The sequence below is a fragment of the Sphingobacteriales bacterium genome (assembly GCA_016711285.1).
GTDB lineage: Bacteria > Bacteroidota > Bacteroidia > Chitinophagales > UBA2359 > JADJTG01.
The window spans coordinates 37,546-55,521 of record JADJTG010000017.1 but is presented as its reverse complement, the minus strand read 5'-3'; the positions used below and the strand labels follow the sequence as shown (position 1 = coordinate 55,521).

Genomic DNA, 17,976 nt, shown 5'->3' with positions numbered 1-17,976 from the left:
AAAAGTTTTACCTTAGCTGTTCGTTTTATTTGAATATATGCAACTTTTAGACGGAAAACGCGTAGCCGATTATTTCAAGGCAAATATCAAAGAAGCTGTTGCAGCCCTGCCGCGTCCGCCGCATTTGGCGGCAATATGGGTGGGCAATGATGGCGGTAGTACTTCTTATATCAAAAACAAAATCGCCTCCTGCCAAGCGGTGGGCTTTGATTCTACCTTACTCCATTTTGACGACAGCATCAGCGAAGCGTTTTTGCTGGAGCAAGTACAACAACTCAACCAAGCCGCTGATATAGATGGTTTCATTGTGCAGTTGCCCCTGCCGCCGCATATCAATGCCGAGCGCGTCAATCTTGCAATTGCCCCCGCTAAGGACGTGGACGGTTTTCACCCCGTCAATGTAGGGCGTATGATGTTGGATATGCCCTGTTATCTGCCCGCTACTCCGCAAGGAATTATGGAAATGCTGAAATTTTATGATATACCGACCGCCGGAAAACATTGCGTGATTGTAGGGCGAAGCAATATCGTAGGAACTCCGATGAGTATTTTGATGTCGCGCAATAAAAATTTTGCCAATGCCACTGTTACTTTATGCCACAGTCGCACCCAAAATTTGACAGACTACACGCGAGCCGCCGATATTTTGATAGTAGCAATGGGCAAACCCGAATGGGTAGGAGCAGATATGATAAAAGAAGGAGCCGTAGTAATAGATGTAGGCAGCACCTACGTTCCGGCTTCCGATACCAAAAGCGGCGTGCGCCTCAAAGGCGATGTTAATTTTGAACAGGTAGCACAAAAAGCCGCATACCTTACGCCGGTACCCGGAGGTGTAGGACAAATGACAGTAGCAATGCTGCTACTCAACACCCTGCGCGCTGCCAAAGGCGAAGTTTATGATAAATAAATAAAATATTATAAACTCACCTGCCAACCCCCCAAAATCCTTTGATACAAAGTCAATAAAATAATTAGCCTATATTCTGCGCATTACGATAAAGTTTTCTATTTTTGTGCCCACACACTGAACGTAATTAGTCCGGATAATTTGATATTCCTTGTCCTTAGTGCGGCTCATAATGGCGAATATCCTTTACTTTTTGTTATTACTGATTTTTTACTTAGTCAACGAACCCCGTGTCAAAAAAAGCAACTTCAGAGAAAAACACCTCCGCATCTTTGGCATCACTCCGCCAGTTTTTTCAAGGAGAATTGTACGATGATACATTGATGCGTACCCTTTACGCTACTGATGCTTCGGTATATCGCGAAATGCCCTTTGCTGTGGCTTTTCCCAAAAACGACCACGATTTAAAACTCCTGATAACTTTTGCTTCCGAGCAAAGTATGGGGCTTATCCCGCGTACCGCTGGTACTTCTTTGGCGGGGCAGTGCGTAGGAAACGGAATAGTGGTAGATTTTTCAAAATATTTCACTCAAATTCTGGAATTGAACGAAGCAGAACGTTGGGTATGGGTGCAGCCGGGTGTGGTGCGCGACGAACTAAATTTGTTTCTGAAAGATAAAGGTTTGTTTTTTGCGCCGGATACTTCCACTTCCAATCGCTGCATGATTGGCGGTATGGTGGGCAATAATTCCTGCGGTTCTACATCTATTAAATACGGCTCTACCCGCGACCACCTCCTCGAAGCCAAAGCATTATTACGCGATGGCAGCGAAGCGCATTTTATGCCACTGAACAAAGCGCAACTCACCGAAAAATGCCACCTCAACAACAGCGAAGGAGCTATTTATCGCGCTATGAACGAAATATTGTGCGATGAAACCAATCAGAGTGAAATTATCAGTGAATTTCCCAACGAAAACGTAAGCCGCCGCAATACCGGATATGCCTTAGATGCGCTGCTGTTTTCGGAATGTTTTTCGGAAGATGATATACAACCTTTTAATGTATGCAAATTGCTCGCCGGCTCTGAAGGCACATTGGCACTCACTACCGCCGTCAAACTCAATTTAATGCCCCTGCCGCCACCGTACAAAGCCCTGTTGATAGGACATTTCAACAGCATTGACGAGTCGTTGCGTGCCACACAAATAGCAGTGCAATACTATCCAGAAGCCATAGAAATGATGGATAATATTGTGTTGGAATGTACCGAGTCGCATGTAGAGTTCAGCAAATACCGCTTTTTTATTGACGGCAAACCCAAAGCAATTATTTGTGTGGAATTTGCCGCGAAAAAACAAGAAGATTTACAAATTACACTGCAACAACTCAAGCAGACGTGGCAGGCACAGGGCTACGGTTACAGCTATCCGGTGGTAGAAGGAAAAGACATTGTCAAAGTATGGGCTTTGCGCAAAGCGGGTTTAGGGCTGCTGTCTAATGTGCCGGGCGATGCCAAACCTGTTGCTTTTGTAGAAGATACGGCTGTGGCAGTTCAGTATTTGCCCGAATATATTGCCGAATTTAATAAAATATTGGAAAAATACGGCAAACGAGCCGTACACTATGCGCATGCCGGTGCCGGTGAATTGCATTTGCGCCCGATTTTAAATCTCAAAGACCCCCAAGATGTCGTTTTGTTCCGTACCATAGCTGAAGAAACAGCACAATTGGTAAAAAAATATGAAGGCTCTAACAGTGGTGAACACGGCGATGGCAGGGTGCGCGGCGAGTTTTTACCGCTTTTGGTCGGCGAACACAACTACGATTTATTTCGGCAAGTGAAACACATCTGGGACCCGCAGGGCATTTTTAATCCGGGAAAAATTGTAGATACCCCTCCGATGGATACTTCGCTGCGCTACGAAGCCGGACAGATTACGAAACAATTTGATACCATCTATGATTTTTCGGAGGAAGGCGGCATTTTGCGAGCAATAGAAAAATGCAACGGCTCAGGAGATTGTCGTAAAAGCCACCTGATGGGCGGCACGATGTGTCCGAGCTATATGGCTACACACAACGAAAAAGACAGCACCCGCGCCCGCGCCAATATTTTGCGCGAATTGCTCACGCGCTCCAATGCCACCAACCCTTTTGACCACCCCGACATAGAAGCGGCAATGGATTTGTGCATTTCGTGCAAAGGCTGTGTATCGGAGTGCCCCTCCAATGTGGATATGGCAACGCTGAAATCGGAATTTTTGTATCAGAAAAACCGCCACCGCAAAGCATCGCTGCAAACAGATATATTCGGCAACTTCTCTAAATGGATGGAGCGTGCATCGTGGTTTCCGGGGCTTTCCAAAATGGCGATGAATATGTCGCTCACCAAAAAAATGGCGGGCGTGGCAGCACAACGCACCTTGCCCAAACCATATACCTACACCCTCGCAAAATGGTATCAGGGACATAAGCAGCAACTCGTGCCTGATTTTCCGCGTGCAACGGTATATTTGTTCAATGATGAATTTACCAATTATATAGATGTAGAAATCGGCATCAAAACCATTGAATTGTTGAGCCGCTTGCGCTATCGGGTAGAAATTCCCGAACACCGCAGCAGTGCCCGCACACAAATTTCAAAGGGACTTTTGGAAGAAGCCCGACAAATAGCACGCGACAATATAAAATTGCTCGGCAATAAAGTGAGCGACGAAAAACCGCTGATTGGTATAGAGCCTTCGGCAATTTTGGGTTTCAGAGATGAATACATCAAACTGGCAGCCCCTGAGCAGCGTGCCACCGCACAGCAGTTGGCGAAGCATACTTTGACGATAGAAGAATTTTTTGCCCGCGAAATAGAGCGCGGACATCTGACGGCTGCCGATTTTACGGAAGACCACAAAAAAGTACTTGTACATGGTCATTGTCATCAAAAAGCACTCTCTACCATAGATGCCACTGCCTGGATGCTTTCTTTGCCGCAACATTATGAAGTAGAAATAGTACCGAGCGGTTGTTGTGGAATGGCGGGTTCTTTTGGTTACGAGGAGGAGCATTTTGATATATCAATGAAAATAGGGGAATTGGTGCTGTTTCCGGCGGTGCGCAGCAGCAGCAACGATACCATCATTGTAGCGGCGGGCAATAGTTGTCGCCATCAAATAGCCGATGGCACGCAACGTCGCGCTTTGCATCCGGTGGAGGTACTGCACGCCGCTTTGCTGCGCAAGTAATGTTTTTTTACATTTTTTATGTAAAAAAATATAAAAGAATGAAATAATCCAAAAGATATAGGGATTGCGAATACTGATTTTTAGCACTATCACAACTTTTAACTTTTTTTGTCGTGAAATCAAAAAAACACCTGCTGTACGCTACACGCGCTTATACCTATCTCGCCGAAAAAATATTGCTTGTTGCCGACCATTATCAGGCGGGAAATATAGAGCACAAACAGTTTCCGGACGGCGAACATTATCTGCGAATTATTGATGATGTAAAAGGTAAAAATGTGGCATTGCTAGGCGGTACTATCTCTGATACCGATACGCTGGAACTCTATGATTTGGCTTTTGGATTGGTAAAACAAGGGGCTTTATCACTCACGCTCGTCATTCCCTATTTCGGATATTCTACGATGGAGCGCGCCGTACATGCAGGCGAAGTGGTGGTTGCCAAAAGTAGGGCTGTTTTGTTTTCTTCTTTGCCTACCGCTCCTTTAGGCAGCCGCATTTTGATGTTTGACCTGCACTCCGAAGGTATTCCCCATTATTTCGACAGCCAAATTCACACGGCGCATATCTATTGCAAACCCTTGGTGTATCAGGCAGTACACGAATTGAGCGGCGGACAAGAATATGTACTCGCAAGCACCGATGCGGGCAGAGCCAAATGGGTAGAGTCTTTAGCCAACGATTTGAGAGCAGAAGCGGCTTATATTATCAAAAAACGCATTTCCGGCGATAGTACCGCCGTATTGAGTGTAAATGCCAATGTACAAGGAAAACCCGTCATTATTTATGATGATATGATACGCACCGGCGGTTCATTACTCAAAGCCGCCGAAACTTATCTTTCAAAAGGGGCTACGCAAGTATCTGTGATTACCACACACGGAATTTTCGTAAATAATGCTTTAGAGCGTTTACAAAACAGCGGCTTGATACACGCTGTTTATTGCAGCGACTCTTATCCGCGTGCGCAAGCCTTACAAAACGGATTTTTAAAAGTTATCAGTATGGCGGGGTTGATAGCAGAGCACCTGTAAAAAATGGATATATTTGAACCAAAAATACTACAATTACCGACCGACATTTAGTGATAAAAAAACTATCCACATAGCGTCTAATAAAAGACACAGTTGTCTTTTTTTTTATTAAAAATCCCTTTATTTTAAAGGATTTTTGACACAAAATGTCTTAAAAAGTGGTTTATTTGGAACTAACAGAAGTATTTGTTTACTTTGGTATATAGGTTGTTGTTTTTATTACAACGATAACCGGAAATTATGTTACTTCATCAAATAAACGCTCGTGTTTTGTTAAGTGCTTTTGGAATGTCAGCACTTATTATTTTTGTACAGGCTTGTACGCCCGACCACGACCAAGACATCACGATTAGCCATAACGACCAAAAACTTATTCAGTTTGTAGAAACAGCAGCTAAAGGAAAAGGTCTTTCTTTTTTTATGTTGCCCGCAAGTGATGATTTCAGTGCTATTCCGCAAGACCCCCGCAACCCCATTACACCGGCGAAGGTAGCTTTGGGCAAGTTTTTATTTCACGAAACAGCCTTGGCGGTCAATCCAAAAAGTAATAAAGGATTGCTCACTTATTCGTGCGCCAGTTGCCACCACGCCAGAGCAGGTTTTCAGGCTTGTTTGCCGCAAGGCATCGGCGAAGGCGGTATTGGTTTTGGGCATACCGGAGAGGGGCGCATTAAAAATAATGAATACACCAACCAGGAAATAGACGTACAGCCCATTCGCACACCCTCGGCTCTCAATAGTGCCTTTCAAACCAATATATTGTGGAACGGACAATTTGGAGCAACAGGTGTTAATGTCGGTACGGAAGCCGCCTGGACGGTGGGTACACCAAAAGAAAAAAACAATTTGGGTTACGAAGGTATAGAAACTCAGGCTATTGCCGGATTAACGGTGCATCGCCTCAGAATAAATAATACTTTTATGATGGAAACACCCATTTATAAACAATTATTCAATGAGGCTTTTGCAGATTTGCCTGTTTCGGAGCGCATCAGCGATATAACGGCGGGTTTGGCGATAGCTGCTTATGAGCGCACCTTGCTCGCCAATCAGGCACCTTTTCAGCGTTGGTTGCGTGGTGATTATGCTGCTCTTACACCTGCCCAACGGCGCGGTGCTACATATTTTTTCGGCGAAGCCAATTGTGTAGCCTGCCACACCGGTGCAGCACTCAACGATATGCAGTTTTATGCTTTGGGTATGAATGATTTGGGCAACAACGGATATGGCAATGTATATAATACCAACGACAACCAACCTGAACACAAAGGACGCGGCGGATTTACCCGGAAGGGCGGAGGATATGTATAAATTTAAAGTGCCTCAACTTTATAACCTTAAAGACAGTCCTTTCTACGGACACGGTGCTTCTTTTTCCAAGATAATAGATGTCATTCGTTATAAAAACAATGCGGTTGCCGAAAACGAAAAAGTACCGAAATCACAATTATCGCCTAAATTTTATCCTTTGCACCTCAGCGAAGAAGCAATACAAGACATCAGCGATTTTATTGAAAATGCACTCTACGACCCCTATTTGAGCCGTTATGTGCCGGAGGATCTACCTTCCGATTTTTGTTTTCCTAACAATGACGTAGCCGCCCGTAAAGATTTGGGTTGCGAATAATCTTTAAAAATAGAAGAACTTATCAAAAATAAACACCCGTGAAATGCTCTGGTAAAAATTTATATGATAAATACATAAAAAACCGCCCTAAGTCTTTTATCTGGGCGGTTTTTTTATAAAAGAAAAAAGGAAACAACACCTGCATTATGCTGTATTGTTTCCTTTTGATGTTAAGAGTTGCGGGGACAGGACTCGAACCTGCGACCTCCGGGTTATGAGCCCGACGAGCTACCAACTGCTCTACCCCGCGATTTGGTGCTGCGAAGGTAAAAACATTTTTATTACTTTTGTAGGAAAATTAAAATTATTTATGAAAAAATATTCTTTGGAAGATTTTAAGGCTGCTTTTAAAGATACTGTTCCCGAAGAAAATCATTCGGAAGAAACCAACACTGCCACCGAACAAGATGCCTTGCCACCCAAACCGCAAACCATACATTTGTATATAGAGCGCAAGCACCGTGGCGGCAAAACCGTAACTTTGTTGCGTAATATTCAGGGCAGTGAGGCACAATTGGAACAGTTGAGCAAGTGGCTCAAAACACAATGTGGTGGCGGCGGTTCTCTGAAAGACGGCGAAATTTTATTGCAGGGCGAACACCGTGAAAAAGTGAAAAATTTATTGGAAAAACAAGGCTATAAAACCAAATTATGCTAAAAAAATAAAAATAAGGGAGTCTGGCGAAACTGCAATACAAGGCAATAGGGCAATTTTAAATCAAATAATATTTTATCATTAATGACAAAACGTTACCCTTTAATTCCCGATATGGTGCAAAATTATGCGGCTTATACAGCGCAGGATTTTGCGGTATGGAAATTACTTTTTGAAAGGCAGATGAAAATTTTGCCGCATTTGGCAGCCCCCGCTTATATAGAGGGCATAGCAGCCATTGGTTTTATGGCGGAGCAAATCCCGAATTTTGACGACATCAACCGCCGCTTGGAAGTTCTTACCGGCTGGCGGCTCAAATGCGTACCCGGTATTATTGAGGAGGCGGATTTTTTTCAGTTGCTCGCCAATCGTGAGTTTCCGGCTACTTCGTGGTTGCGCCGACTTGATGAGTTGGATTATTTACCGGAGCCGGATATGTTTCATGATGTGTTTGGGCATGTGCCTTTGCTCACCAAGCAGGTTTTTTGCGATTTTTATGAAAATATCGGTATTTTAGGCACTCAATATCTGCACAATCCGCAGGCTGTTGCCATGCTGGGGCGTTTGTATTGGTTTACGGTAGAGTTTGGACTGATGCTCGAAAAAGATGAAAAACGCATCTACGGGGCTTGCATTCTTTCTTCTCATAGCGAAACAAAATTTTCACTGAGCGAAGTGCCGCAGCATTTACCTTTTGATGCGGCGAAGATTTTAAACACTCCTTACGAAAACGACAAAATTCAGTCGGCGTATTTTGTTATTGATTCTTTTGAGGAGTTGTTTCATTCCTTGGCGGAGGTGCGGCAGGTGCTGGAGCAAAATTAAAAAAAAACGCCCCTTTGATAAATGATGTCAAAGGGGCGTTTTAGATAGGTCAAAATATTGCTTTATTTTTTTGTTTTTTTAGCGGGTTTGGCAGCAGGTGTTTCTTCCTTGCTTGCTGCCGCTTTTTTAGGAGCAGCGGCTTTTGCTTTCGGGGCAGTGGCACTTGCTTTGGGTGCTGCGGTTGCCTCTTTTTTTTCACCGATTATTTCCATTGCGATGGGCTGTTGCATAAATGACTGACGCACAAAAGTACCCCAAGTAAGATTGTTTGCACCGGCTTTATGTGCCAAAGCACGCTCAATGGTAAATTTAGCGGCGTGCTCTACCACCCACTCAAAGTTCTCTTCGCCTACGGAATGAATATCAGCATCGGGGGCAGGATTGCAAAAATCAATGGCATACGGAATACCATCGCGCACGGCAAATTCTACAGTATTAAAATCATAGCCCAATGCGTGGTTCAATGCCAGCACATATTTATGAATGGTGTCGATGAGTTTTTTCTCGCTGTTGAATTTATTATGTACATAGCGGAGATGATGCGGATTGCGCGGCTCGTATTCCATAATACGCACATATTTTCCGCCCAAGCAATAACAACGATAATACGACTCAAATTTAATTTCTTCTTGCAACATCATCACCAATTGTCCGGTTTCGCGGTGGGCTTGAAACAATTCTTCGGTGTTTTTTACCTGATACACACTTTTCCAGCCGCCGCCGGAATGTGGTTTCATATATGCCGGAAAGCCGATATGTTCAAATATTCTGCCCCAGCTCATCGGAAACGCCAAATTGCGGAAAGATGTTTCTTTGGTATTGTCAGGACGCTCGTGCGAAGGCAACAGCACCGTTTTGGGTACAGGTACGCCAATAGAAACCGCCAAAGCGTTGTTGAAGAATTTTTCATCGGCACTCCACCAAAACGGGTTGTTCACAACGGCAGTACCGGTGATGGCGGCGTTTTTGAGAAAAGCACGGTAAAAAGGTACATCTTGCGAAATACGATCCACAATAACGGCGTAATCGCTGGCTTTACCCTGCTCTACAATATCCACTTTTACGGGTTCGGCGACAATGCCGCTGATTTTTTTGCTATTGATACGCTCTACAAAGGCGGCAGGAAAGGTATTTTCCATACCGTGTAAAATGCCTATTTTTTTCATGCTTTTATTGATTGAATTATTTGTTTTAAAAAATATGTATTTATAAAAATATATGATTTTGAAAAAATTATTTAGTCATTAAAGACAGATAATGTGGAAACATTTCACGCCACGCGGGCCAATCGTGTACTTGTCCGGGGCGCACATCTAACCAGTTGCCGATATTTTTTTGAGTGAGCAAATTGGACATTTTCTGGTTGGCATCTAAACAAAAATCGTGTTCACCCACGCCCAAAAACACAAACAACTCGCGGAAGTGATCGTCCCAGCAATGCGGCATAAAGTCGGTGGGGTTGTTGAAATAAACATTTTCGTCGTAGTAGCCGTTGAGGTGCGAGCGAATATCAAAAGCAGCACCCATATTGAGGATATAGCGCACTTTGTCGGGGTGGCGGAAGCCGAAATTGGTGGCGTGATAGCCCCCAAAACTGCAACCGGCAGTAGCTACTTTGGAATGTCCGGTTTCTGCCAAGCAGCGCGGCACAAGTTCTTCGTAAATCATACGGTCGTACCACATGTGGTTTTTTACGCGCTCGGCGGGGTGAATTTTTTTGTTGTACCAACTGTACTTGTCCACTGCACCCACGCTGTAAATTTTCACCAAGCCATTTTGTACAAACCACCACGCGCTGCCTATAAGTCCAAAATCCTTATTCTGCTGCACCGACCCCATCGAAGTAGGAAATGCAATGACTGGTAAACCCCGATCGCCGAAAACCAAGCAATCTATTTCGCCGCTCAAGTTGGGCGAATGCCATTTAATGTATTGTTCTTTCATTTCTTATCTTTGCAAGCTCTTTTTTTATAAAAAATATTTTTATTGAAAAATTTAAAAAAAATAACGATTAAACGATATGCTGAAATAGGCTCATTGTATCCGCAGTGTACAACATCGCTGCTTATTATTTTATTCCGAAGCAGTAAATGATGCAAGTATTTTGCTGCAGAAATCGCTGTAAAACAATACGAGCGGCGGCTTGCATACAAAATCTGAAAGAGCAATTTTTTACGCGTAATAAAAAAACGCCACAAAATTACAATAAAATTAATTGAATATAAAATATACTTATTCCCATGTTTGAAGGTTGGATAGCGTTTTTATTGAGGCGAAAAAAGTCAGTAAACATCAATGCTTCTCCTGATTTTTCAGATAGCTACGCGCCGCCTTTGCGACAACATTATCGCTCGCATTTTTTGCAACGCACTATTTATATAGATATTTTTTCGCCGACTGCGGCAGCCACACCGACTCAGGATAAATTTCCTTTTTTAGTACTCAATGACGGTCAAGATGCAGAGGCGTTGCGCTTGCGTCCAGCTCTTAACGATTTGGCGCATCAATACGGTGTTGCTCCCGTGGTTTTTGCGCTGCATACCAACGAACGCCGCCTGCAAGAATACGGCACTGCCCATACCGCCGACTACAAAGGGCGGGGTGCATTGGCAGCAGCCTATACGCAATGTGTGGTGCGGGAGCTTTTGCCCTGGCTGCGCCGACATTATCATTTGGAGGAAAGGGGGGTGATAGCGGGCTGTTCTCTGGGCGGTTTGTCTGCTTTTGATATAGGTTGGCATTGTGCAGATGTATTTAAAAAAGTGGGTGTATTTTCGGGGTCTTTCTGGTGGAATGATAGTGCAAAGCACGAAGAAAGTGAGCGCATCGTTCCGAAACGGATAGCGCAGACAAGTCACAAACCCGCTTTGAAATTTTGGTTGCAGGCAGGTACGAATGACGAAACAGACGACCGCAACAACAATGGTATCATTGATGCCATTGACGACACCTTAGATGTGATAGTGGCACTGGCTCAAAAAGGTTTTCGTCCGTATGATGAGGTGGTATATGTAGAGGTTGAAAACGGAAAGCACGATACAGCAACTTGGGCGGCGGTGCTGCCCGATTTTTTGAAGTGGGCTTTTGTAGAAAAATAAAACTGCTACGCCGACCATTTCAAAAAAGTGGCGATAATGAGTAGGTGTTTTTTTAGTAAAAAAAATTACGATAATTCCAAGCCCCAGCGTTGTACCATGCTTTGCAAATAGGGGTTTTTATTCGCCATGTCTGCAAATTTTTCGCGTGGTGTATAGGGGATTTTGTTTTCTTCCTCTTCTTTTTTCACAATTTCTACCGTCAATTCCAAATGTTGTATATCTGCCTTTTCGCGTAGCATTTCTATAAAATTTCTGCCCTCATTGCGCAGGTCTGCCTGCCGCAAGGCACTTTCTACATTTATTTTTATCTGTCCTTTTTCTAAAAGGGGTTCGCATTGCAACCACAGTTGGCGGCTGCGCTCCGAAGTAATGCTGTTGCCGAAATCTTTCCAGTAATTTTCTAAATGCTCCTGTGTCAGTGTAATACGATTATTTCGGTAAGAGGCGGGTTGTGCTTCTTTAACTACATCAATATTTAAGCTCACCGTAGCCATATTTTCGGTTTTTTTATCAGCTACTTTTTTCATATAGCCTGATGTCGGCGGCGGTGCGGCAGTGGCGATAGCGGGTGCGGCGGGCGGCGGTGTTGGTTCGCTTACTATGGCGGTGGGCGCAGCAACAGGCGGCGGCGGTGCAATAGCGGTGACGGTGGGCGGTGGCGGCAGTTCAGTTTTTTTTTCGGCGGTGGCGGCAGTCGTTGCGGGGTTTGCAGGAGCAAGGGCAGCAGGCATTGTTTTAGCCGTTTGCAGCAAAGTGCCGATATGCGCCATTTTCCACAAAGCCAACTCAATCTGCAAGCGTTTGTTTTGTGCATTTTTGTAGTTCAAACTGCACTCATTGGCGATATTTAAACCATTGAGCAAAAAAGCCCGCGACAAAACGGCGGCTTGCTCGGCGTAGCGGTTTTTGAGATGATTGGAACTTTCCAACAGGGGCAGCAATTGCGGTTCTTTTGCCATCAGCAAATTGCGGATATGTTGCGCCAGCCCGATAATAAAATCTTCGCCTTCAAAGCCTTTGCGCAAGATGCTATCCAATATCATAACGGCTTGCGGCAACTGGTCGCGGCTGAGTGCCTCCAGCACACGGAAAAATAATCGTAATCTAAAATATTGAGGTTGTGCAGAACAGCTTCGTATTCCAATTTTCCATCGCCAAAGCTCACCAAGCGGTCGAATAAGGAGAGTGCATCGCGCAAGCCGCCGTCTGCTTTTTCGGCAATCAGGTGAAGTGCTTGCTCATCGGCGGCGATATTTTCTTCGCTGCATATAGTGTGCAGGCGGTTCATTATTTCCTGAATACCGATACGCGCAAAATCAAAAACCTGACAGCGCGAAATAATCGTGGGCAGGATTTTGTTTTTTTCGGTGGTGGCTAAAATAAAAATGGCATAAGAAGGCGGTTCTTCGAGGGTTTTGAGAAAAGCATTGAAAGCCGTAGCCGACAGCATGTGTACTTCGTCAATGATATACACTTTGTATTTGCCGCTTTGGGGCGCAAAGCGCACCTGCTCCGTGAGGCTGCGAATATCCTCCACGCTGTTGTTGGAGGCGGCATCTAACTCAAAAATATTAAACGACTGCGACTGCCGGAATGCCACACACGAAGGGCAGGTATCGCAGGCTTCGTAGTCGGCGGTGCGATTTTCGCAATTAACGGTTTTGGCTAAAATACGGGCACAGGTGGTTTTGCCCACGCCGCGCGGTCCGTTGAACAAAAACGACTGTGCGAGTTTGTTGTTTTTGATGGCGTTTTTGAGGGTGGTGCTGATATGCTCTTGCCCTGCCACTTCGCTGAAACGGGTGGGGCGGTATTTTCGTGCCGAAACAATATATTGGCTCATACGCTGGCTGTTGCTCTAAGATTTCTTGTTGAAACAGAATAAGGCGGCGGTTTCGGAAAGAGCCGCCCGCAATAATACGCCTGCAAGATAAGACAATTCAGCCAAAGCCGCTTGATTTGCAAATAAGAACCGCAAAAATAATCTACAAAAATCCCGCAAACGGGGGAATAAAGTTGATGTCACCCTGAAGGATTTTTGTTCAAAGTAATCTTTTGTTTTCTACAAAATTGTTCAGCCCTGACGGGCTTTTTTTAACGCTTGAAATATTTATTATCTCACTATCAAAATTTTTGTTTGAGCTTCCACCGCCTTTTCGCTGTTGAGTGTACACAGATACAAACCCGCCGGCAGTTGGGCAATTTCAAAAGTGCTGATGCTTTCGCTGTCTTGTGCTTCTAATTGCTGCATTTTCAACAAAATACCCTGTGCGTTGAATATTTGAATCCAAAGCGGCTCTTCGTGTGCGGGCAGCCATATATGGAGGCGGTCGTTTGCCGGATTCGGGAAGGCTTTGAACGATAAATCGGCGGTGGGCGCATTGTTTTGTGTTTTTGCATTTGCCATTGGCGGCATAGGTGCGGCAGTAGGCACACAACCCACAATCATCGCCGTAAAATCACAAGATTCTTTTGCCCAAAAACCCGCTTGCAGCGACACATAATTGCCGGCAGTATAGGTGATAAGCGCAGCGTTTTCTACCGTATTATCTGCTTCTATATAATCAGCCGCCTGATAGAGCATTACAGTTCCTGCATCAAAAGTGTTGTTGATGATATAAAAAGGGGCGCAATTTTGTACGCTGTCGCAAAGGTCGCCGCTACCGTCATTGTCGGTATCCTGTTGGTCGGCATTGGCAATGGAGGGACAATTATCTGTATCATCGCATATACCGTCATTATCACTATCGCTGCCCAATACTACATTAATGGTGGCAGCAGTGCTGTCGCTGCCGCCTGCATTATACACTTTGAGCGTAATAGTATAAGTTCCTGCCGCCGTAAAAACAATACCTTGCGGGTTTTGGTCGTAAGAAACGGAGGGCGTGGCACCTTCAAAAGTCCAACGCCACGCAAAAGGTGCGTTGCTGCTGTTGTCGGTAAAATTGAAAGTAGCTGCTCCGCAAGTGCTGTTTACCGGAGTTGCCGTAAAATTTGCCATTGGTTGGGGGGTAAAAAATTCGGCACTGTTGCAAAAGATAGTATTGCGCAGGGCACTGTTGGTAATGGTTTCCAGAGGAAAGCCCACATTCACCACCTTAAAAGTTCCTGCATACTGCACTGCCGCCCCATCTGCCGTGCCGCCGCTATAATTTATCGCCGCCACAGAGCCGCCTGTAGTACCCAAGCGGTCGGGATATTCCACTAAATAATAATCGGAATAATCATCATCAAATGCGCCGCTTGTACCCGAAAAAATACCACTCGCCGTACCCGAAAACTGGTAAGTATTGGCATCATCGCCTACATAAGTGGCTTTTAAATAATTGTTGTAAAAAGCCACATCAGCATTGGGCGAAGCCGCCCGCCCTATATCCCAGCCGATTTCAGCACCCGAAATCAATAAATTGCCGCCATTGTTGAGGTAGGTGGTCAAAGCGGCTTTTTCGGCGGTATTGAGGGTATAATCCACCGTAGATTCTTCGCCGCAAATCCAGTCCACGCCTTCGTAATTATTGAGATTAACTAATCCATTGGCGATATTTTCATTGGCAGTGCCGTTAAAAGTCAAATCGCAAGCCGCCATAGAAGCGGCGTGTTCGCTCACATAATCGTAGCTGTTCATACGCTCCAGAAATAAGCGGTTGAGCAACCCCAAAGGAGCAGCCGTAGGTTTGGTTTCATTGACCTTTACGGCTGCCGATTTATCCAAACGGTCAAAACCATCTACTATTAAATAAGGTACTTGTGTAATGCCGTTGTCGGGAGTGCGTGCCGCTACCACAGCAGTAGTAAAAGATTCGCCACCGCCATTGACGGCACTTACTTTGAAATAATAAGTAGTGGCGGGATTGAGACTGCTAAAGGTATAAGAAGTGCTATTTCCCAACAAAATACCATCGTTGAAAGCCTTACCGTGTGTGCCGATATAAACTTTGTAGGCGGTGGCGGCATCGCCGTAAATACCCCCCGACACCGGAGCCGCCCAGTTGAGTGTAATGCCGCCACTTCCGTTGTTTTCGGCACGCAAATCGTTGGGCGGTTCGGGTAATAAAATGGCGGTAGTGCCGTTGGCGTTGGCAAAATATTTGGCAATACCCTGATACACCGCCCGCGCCGCTAAATTGCGGAATTTCGGGGTCAATAAAGCACCCGCATCATAAGAATTATCATGAAAGCCCACTTCTATCAGGCAACCGGGCATGGTGGTCAGTTCACGCAGTTCGCCAAAATCCGCCGACTTTTTACCTCTGTTCACCCAGGCAGCATCATATCCTCCCTGAATATCGCCGACTAATTCATCGTGAATAAAATTGCGCAGTTCTAAACTTCCTGCGGTTGCTGCGCCATTGTACATATAAGTTTCAGTACCTGTGCCACTGCAACAAGCGTTGGTATGCCACGATACATAGCAGGCATTATTTTGTTCGGTGGCTGTACCTTTTGCTAATTCCCATTCGGAATAAAAAGGGCGAATGGTGACATCGCCGTTGCAAGTGCCGTAGCCCTGATAAGGAGCATAGTAGCGGGCGGCTTCTTCAAAGCGCGGCTCGCTATTGGTAGTGCCGTAGGTGCAGTCGCTCACCGAACTGGTGCCGCCGCCCAAGCGCACGGCATCGGCAATAACGGCTTGATTGCTTTCGGCAGATTCGTTGCTGAGGATAATTTTTGCATTGCTGCCCGCATCAAAATAAAATTCGCCCAAATATACCCAAGTATTGCCGTGTACTTCCTGATTGAGGTGCACCACGCTGCTGCCTCCGGCGTGCTGAACGATGTATTTGGTGTCGGTGGCGCGGTTAGCACCGTTGAGGTAATACACCGATACCCAATAATAACCCGCTTTGGGAACAGTGGGCGTATAAATGGCGGTGGCGGTTTCGGTGCTGTCGGTATAAACATAGCGGTAGGAACTTCCGTTGTAGCCGGCAGAGGCACTGGTTGTCCAAGTGCCGGTTTCGGTGTAGGCGGGCGCACCGGCATCGTTATTGACGATAATTTCGCTGCTGTTGAAATCGCGTTCGCGCACCGACCACACCGAAGCACCCGCATTGTGCAGGTATTTCATCAAATAATAATGTACTGCCTCTACACTGCCGAAATCCTCCACCAATCCGAAGCCCGCCGAATTGTCGCGCTGCGTGCTGAAATATCCGAGAGAAGTATAGTACAACCAACCGTGTCCGGGACTGAGCCACACTGTTTTTCCGCTTAAAAAGCCGTTGGGCTGTGCTTGTCCGTTATGCGGATTACCATAATTTTTTTGCAGATAAGTATTGCCTTCTGTAGCCGGAAAAGGGTCTTTATTAGGTGGCGTGATATAATGGTCTTTTTCTTGGTGCGGCAACAGAGCCGAAAGCGGCTGCAATACTCCCGCCTCATCGCGATATACCCACTGCACCTGATAAATACCCTCGCTGTGGAGGCTGCCCAGCGTATGCTCCAAGAGTTCGTCATAAGCCACATCGTCAAAATACAGCAAACTCGCGGGGGCGAGTTCCACTTCTATCATCAACTGCTCACCGGTGCGGTGGAGTTGTTGCAGTTGCAAATCCAATTGCAGTTCTTCTTTGGCTGCTTGCAAAATATCGGCTACGGCAAAGGGCAGGGTTTCGGTTTCGCTTACTTGTTGCGCCGATAAATATTGAGCCACTGCCATAAGCACTATTATGCAGCTTATGTAACAATAACGAAACAGATAATTCATTTTTTTAAGAATTTTGGAAAATTATATAAATATCTTGCGGAATAAAATTACAAAAAGATAGCTTAATATTCTTTTAAAAAATCATATTGTATCTCACTTTTTTATTCACAAATCTTTGTGCTTTGATTATTAGTTTTTTTTATATTAAATATTTATTAAATGGTTGCTCTTTTGTGCCGCACCTATCAAACATCTGAACCTTGATTTGTTGGATTCAATGATTTTTGGGATTTTTTAGAGTGCATCGGCTTCGGTCATAACTTTGACAAAGTTCGAACTTTGTCAAAGTTGAGATAAAAAAACCTCCCTCCTGTGAAATAGAAGGATTGAGGGAGGTAAAATTGCTGCACCTAAAGAACTGCTACCCTCGGCGGGATATATATCGTGGTTCACCTAAAGAACTGCTACCCTCGGCGGGATAGGTATCGTGGTTCACCTAAAGAAATGCTACCCTCGGCGGGCGCGGATCGTCGTTCACCTAAAGAAATGCTACCCTCGGCGGGATAGGTATCGTGGTTCACCTAAAGAAATGCTACCCTCGGCGGGATAGGTATCGTGGTTCACCTAAAGCAATGCTACCCTCGGCGGGATAGGTATCGTGGTTCACCTAAAGAATTGCTACCCTCGGCAGGATAGGTATCGTGGTTCACCTAAAGAAATGCTACCCTCGGCGGGATAGGTATCGTGGTTCACCTAAAGAACTGCTACCCTCGGCGGGATAAGTATCGTGGTTCACCTAAAGAACTGCTACCCTCGGCGGGATAAGTATCGTGGTTCACCTAAAGAACTGCTACCCTCGGCGGGCTTGTATCGTGGTTCACCTAAAAATTGTCTGAACCTTGATTTTTATGATTAAATGATTAACAGGTTTTTTTTAAAGTGCCTCGGGTTCGTTATCGGCTTCGGTCACAACTTTGTCAAAGTTTATTTTACAGACTCCA

Annotated in this window: 9 protein-coding genes, 1 tRNA gene and 2 pseudogenes; 7 read left to right on the top strand and 5 right to left on the bottom strand. The window is 45.1% G+C overall.

The annotated features are described in order from the left end of the window. Positions 1-37 precede the first annotated feature (37 nt). The 4 genes and pseudogenes from IPL35_16215 (at position 38) to IPL35_16200 (ending at position 6,750) form a co-directional block, all read left to right on the top strand. Entirely contained in the window at positions 38-910 is an 873-nt protein-coding gene (locus tag IPL35_16215) for a bifunctional 5,10-methylenetetrahydrofolate dehydrogenase/5,10-methenyltetrahydrofolate cyclohydrolase (GenBank protein ID MBK8444847.1), read from the top strand. A 323-nt stretch (positions 911-1,233) separates the two neighbouring features. After that, complete coding sequence (locus tag IPL35_16210) at positions 1,234-4,089, top strand: FAD-binding protein (GenBank protein ID MBK8444846.1); 2,856 nt, start codon at positions 1,234-1,236, stop codon at positions 4,087-4,089. Between the two features lie 113 nt (positions 4,090-4,202). Then, entirely contained in the window at positions 4,203-5,123 is a 921-nt protein-coding gene (locus IPL35_16205) for a ribose-phosphate pyrophosphokinase (GenBank protein MBK8444845.1), read from the top strand. 288 nt (positions 5,124-5,411) lie between these two features. Beyond that, a pseudogene (locus IPL35_16200) lies at positions 5,412-6,750 on the top strand (cytochrome-c peroxidase). Positions 6,751-6,927: 177 nt separating this feature from the next. On the opposite strand, the gene IPL35_16195 reads toward IPL35_16200, so the two are convergent. Continuing rightward, positions 6,928-7,000 (bottom strand) — tRNA-Met (locus tag IPL35_16195). On the opposite strand from IPL35_16195, the gene IPL35_16190 reads away from it, so the two are divergent. Both IPL35_16190 and IPL35_16185 read left to right on the top strand, forming a co-directional pair. Further along, positions 6,965-7,408, top strand: coding sequence for a translation initiation factor (locus IPL35_16190; protein MBK8444844.1), 444 nt, complete (start codon positions 6,965-6,967; stop codon positions 7,406-7,408). The genes IPL35_16195 and IPL35_16190 overlap by 36 nt on opposite strands. 111 nt (positions 7,409-7,519) lie before the next feature. Then, entirely contained in the window at positions 7,520-8,230 is a 711-nt protein-coding gene (locus tag IPL35_16185) for a phenylalanine 4-monooxygenase (protein ID MBK8444843.1), read from the top strand. A 62-nt stretch (positions 8,231-8,292) separates the two neighbouring features. Here IPL35_16185 and IPL35_16180 read toward each other — a convergent pair whose 3' ends face one another. Continuing rightward, entirely contained in the window at positions 8,293-9,396 is a 1,104-nt protein-coding gene (locus IPL35_16180) for a hypothetical protein (protein MBK8444842.1), read from the bottom strand. 67 nt (positions 9,397-9,463) lie between these two features. Continuing rightward, on the bottom strand, positions 9,464-10,174 hold the full coding sequence (locus IPL35_16175) for an esterase (protein ID MBK8444841.1): 711 nt from the start codon (positions 10,172-10,174) through the stop codon (positions 9,464-9,466). Positions 10,175-10,470: 296 nt separating this feature from the next. Here IPL35_16175 and IPL35_16170 point away from each other — a divergent pair, with 296 nt between their 5' ends. Beyond that, complete coding sequence (locus tag IPL35_16170) at positions 10,471-11,328, top strand: esterase family protein (protein ID MBK8444840.1); 858 nt, start codon at positions 10,471-10,473, stop codon at positions 11,326-11,328. A 65-nt stretch (positions 11,329-11,393) separates the two neighbouring features. On the opposite strand, the pseudogene IPL35_16165 reads toward IPL35_16170, so the two are convergent. Continuing rightward, positions 11,394-13,171: pseudogene (locus IPL35_16165) on the bottom strand (DNA polymerase III subunit gamma/tau). Positions 13,172-13,441: 270 nt separating this feature from the next. Next, positions 13,442-16,987, bottom strand: coding sequence for an N-acetylmuramoyl-L-alanine amidase (locus IPL35_16160; GenBank protein MBK8444839.1), 3,546 nt, complete (start codon positions 16,985-16,987; stop codon positions 13,442-13,444). Between the last annotated feature and the right edge of the window lie 989 nt (positions 16,988-17,976).